Genomic DNA, 3380 nt, shown 5'->3' on the forward strand with positions numbered 1-3380 from the left:
GAACCCGTCAGCAGCGACACCGACATTTGCGAACCTCCGAGATCTTTCAGCTCGTGCTCGAAGCGCGATCGCATTTCTTGCTCTGTACCGCTAGTCGCTTCATAGGAATTAATTTTCACTTTGAAAACTTGCGCCTCAGATTCTGCAACTTTTTCGGCTGGCGGTGTCGTTTCTGGCGCAACTTCTCCCGGCAGCAATTCTAAATCTTCCTCTGTCAGTTTTTGCAGTTGCCCGATCGAGAATCCCTTAGAAATCTTAATTTCATAAGCAAACTGGATTTTTGTATCCGATTCCATCCGCTTGCAAACTCTCGGCTCGCTGCACTCCCAGCCAAAGTTAGCTGCCAGCCATTCGGCCCACTTTTTTGCTCGGCTTTTTGCCTTGGTTTTTGTCGAGCCTCCATTCTTGGCAGCGTTAGAAAAAGCAGCGTAGGCAGCAATTAATTCGCCGTTATCCTTGCGCTTGAGGTAGCCGACATCGTTGGAAACTTTTACCAGTTCGATAAAATCGTCTTCCGGTTTCTTGTAGGGGTTGGCTATTTTATCTAGCCGACCCGCCTCGCTGTCGCGCCAATCTTGAATTAGCGTGCGGGCGATACTTTTGTAAGGGCGATCGCCCAACTCTGCCGCCAACAAAGATTTAGAAAACATTAACTTTGGTTTGCCGTCTGCGCCTTTTTCTTCAGGGTTCGTAACTCGAAAAGTTACTCCAGTTAGTTCGCCTCCGCCGTGGGAGGGGCAGACCATTACCTGAAAACCGAGAGTTTCAAAATCGAGTGCGTTGTCGATAACAGGTTTGGGATGTTCCGCCTCTTCTAACTCCTCATCGTCCAGCGCCAATTCTTCCTCAACTGCCGCGTCGTATTCATCCCCCGCGAGCACGGTGTTGTCAGTTTTCTCTGCCGCCACTTCAGGAAACTCCAGCGGTAAAACTTGCTGCCCTGGAGCCTCTAAACTTTCAACGGGCGTTACTGCAACTACTCGATCAATTAATTGCTTAGTCCAAGCGACAATCTCATCGTAATCAGCTAAAGATTCTGGGAAGGTATTACCCTCTATTTCTTGGATGTATTCGGTGCTGGCATCCCAAAATTGATTGCTTTTGCTACTGTTCAACCCGATCGCCACGATGCCGCCATTGGGGAAAGAGTAAAAAACATCCCACCCACGATAATTTTCGTAAAGTTCCGAAGTATCCCAATCTGGAGGCATATCAGGGTCGTATTTGGAAAAACCTTCAGCCTCCAGAATACTTTCAACCGTGTCGCAACATTCCTCTGGCTCGTATTCGGGTGCAGCTTTCAACTTTTCCAAGTATTCCAATTCTGCCTCGATCGACGTTCCCGACCAATTCCACAACTTTTGTCCTCCAGTGGCAGGGATTGGCGGCACTACGGGGCGAATAATTTCCAAAACCCAAGCGAACCGCCCCGGTTGCCAGTCGCCGCACTTCAATTCTTGCTCTGACTGCTGAGCGATAAATTCCGGCGTCATTTCCACGCAGTCGATCAAGTTTGCGATCGCCACAACAGCACCCAACGGCAGAAATTCACAATTAGCGGGCAACAATTTAAAAAGGTCGGAACAATCCGAAGGATCGGCAGGTTTTTTAGCAGCGTGGATCGCGATCGGACCCCGGTAATTAGTTGACCACGAACGGGTTTCAGTGCGCTTAACTTCGTGCTGAATCAAGCTCGCCCAAGGCTGCCATAGAGTGAGAGCGGGAATAGATTTTGTCTGGGTTTCTGATTCAGTGTCCGGCTCTATTGAAATTTGCGATCGCAATTCTGCATTTTCTGCCGACAACTGTTGTACCCGCTCCGAACTAGCACCAAGCAATTCTAAATGCCGCTCTGTAATTTTGCTGTGTTCCTGCCTAAATTTTTCGCTGTCAAATTGCAAGTCCGCAACCTGCGATCGCAAATATTCAACTTCCCGATTAGCAGCTTCCCACTGTTTCACTTCATCGACTGCCAACGGCTGCACCGATAAGTTGTACTGCTGCCCGATCGCCAAAACTTCCTGCCAAACCGCGCTCAAATCTTCGGGCGCTTCTTGGGCATAATTTGCGAGCAACTCAGAAAGCAAGTTTTTAACGGGAATTGTAGATGCCGCTAGCGCCTCTAGTTTTGCAATCTCGGCATCAAGCGCCGCTTTTTGGTCGAGTTTTTGTTGAATTTTAGAATTGATACACATTTTATTTTTCCCGTGAAGTGGTAAGCAGTTCCCAGGGTGAAACCGGGAACCGTGAAAATTACGCCGGCTTTTGAGTTTTGAGGAAATTGTGAAATTTAGTCAACTGCTGCAAAGTCAAATTGTTGCGACTTTCAACGCCGAATTGACTTTTTAAAACTTCTTTTCCCTGTTCTGTTGTCCACTTGAGCCGGCGAACTTCTGCCGAGGTTTTCTCGAACAAGTCTAAGTAATCAATCAAATCAAGCAGTTGATCGTCATCTAAATCTGTTGGGCTGACCGCATTGAAGTTAGCCACCAGACAATTTTGAATTTGAAAGTCAGACCATTTCAACTTGTGCAGCTTTTCGGCTACCTCGGCACTGGCGGCGGGATTGCTGGTGGCAACTGGCGACAAAACTTCAACAGAGCGGCTGACTGTCGAAGGCTTGGGATTAACTGGTGCAGAAGTGCGATCGGCAAAACTTTCGCTTTCTGCGGGAAACTCTTCGCTGGTGTAAATACCTGAAAGTTCTGCTGGGAAAGCTTTACGCAAAGCCAAGCTCTCGGCGCACTTGCTAAGCATCAAGTGAGGCATTTTCGCCCAAGTTTCGGTAAGCTTGCCGCTGTAAGTTTGCGAATATTGACTCCAACTAGCAGAAGCGGTGAAGGGGCAGCGCACATTTTCTACCAGTTTCCAAACCGTAACCGTGGCAACTGTGGGCAGTTTCCTGCCTGATTCCAAATGCTGGTAGAGATTTAAGCCCTCGTCAAAGATTGCATCGTCAGAGCCGGCATATTTCCGAGTGCGATCGGCAATCAATCTGTAACCGTCGATCGAAGTTTGAAAAGTCAGCTTTCCTTTTCTGCGAATTCCGTAAACTTGGCGGGCAAAAGGATCTAAACCAGTGCGACCGCAAACTAGAGAAAACAAAGCTAATTCGTCGTTAGTGGTTTGATCGTCGAGAATTGTTGATTTGAGCAGCCGAACTTGAGACTCGTTAAAAATGAGCTCGGATTTTTGAACTTGGACAATATTTGAATTCATGCGACCTCCTCGGAATGCGATCGCACAATTGCAATGTTGCTGAGGATTTCGCCCCGGCATTCCCGGTACGGCAGGTATTTAACGGCAACCGGGCAGATGCGGGGGTCGATCGGAGCTTTGGCGAAAAACTTGCCAGAATCGCTGTCGAAAATTACGCTCGG

Annotated in this window: 2 protein-coding genes; both read right to left on the reverse strand. The window is 48.2% G+C overall.

Translation table 11 applies throughout. The features are described from left to right. On the reverse strand, window positions 1-2195 hold a 2195-nt coding region (locus QUA23_RS30620; protein WP_333079622.1), incomplete at its 3' end, for an ASCH domain-containing protein. A gap of 58 nt (window positions 2196-2253) precedes the next feature. Then, window positions 2254-3219, reverse strand: a complete 966-nt coding sequence (gene bet, locus QUA23_RS30625) for a phage recombination protein Bet (RefSeq protein ID WP_333079621.1) — start codon at window positions 3217-3219, stop codon at window positions 2254-2256. Window positions 3220-3380 lie beyond the last annotated feature (161 nt).

Origin of the sequence: Microcoleus sp. Pol1C5 (assembly GCF_036701115.1) — a bacterium.
Classification (GTDB): Bacteria; Cyanobacteriota; Cyanobacteriia; order Cyanobacteriales; family Microcoleaceae; genus Microcoleus.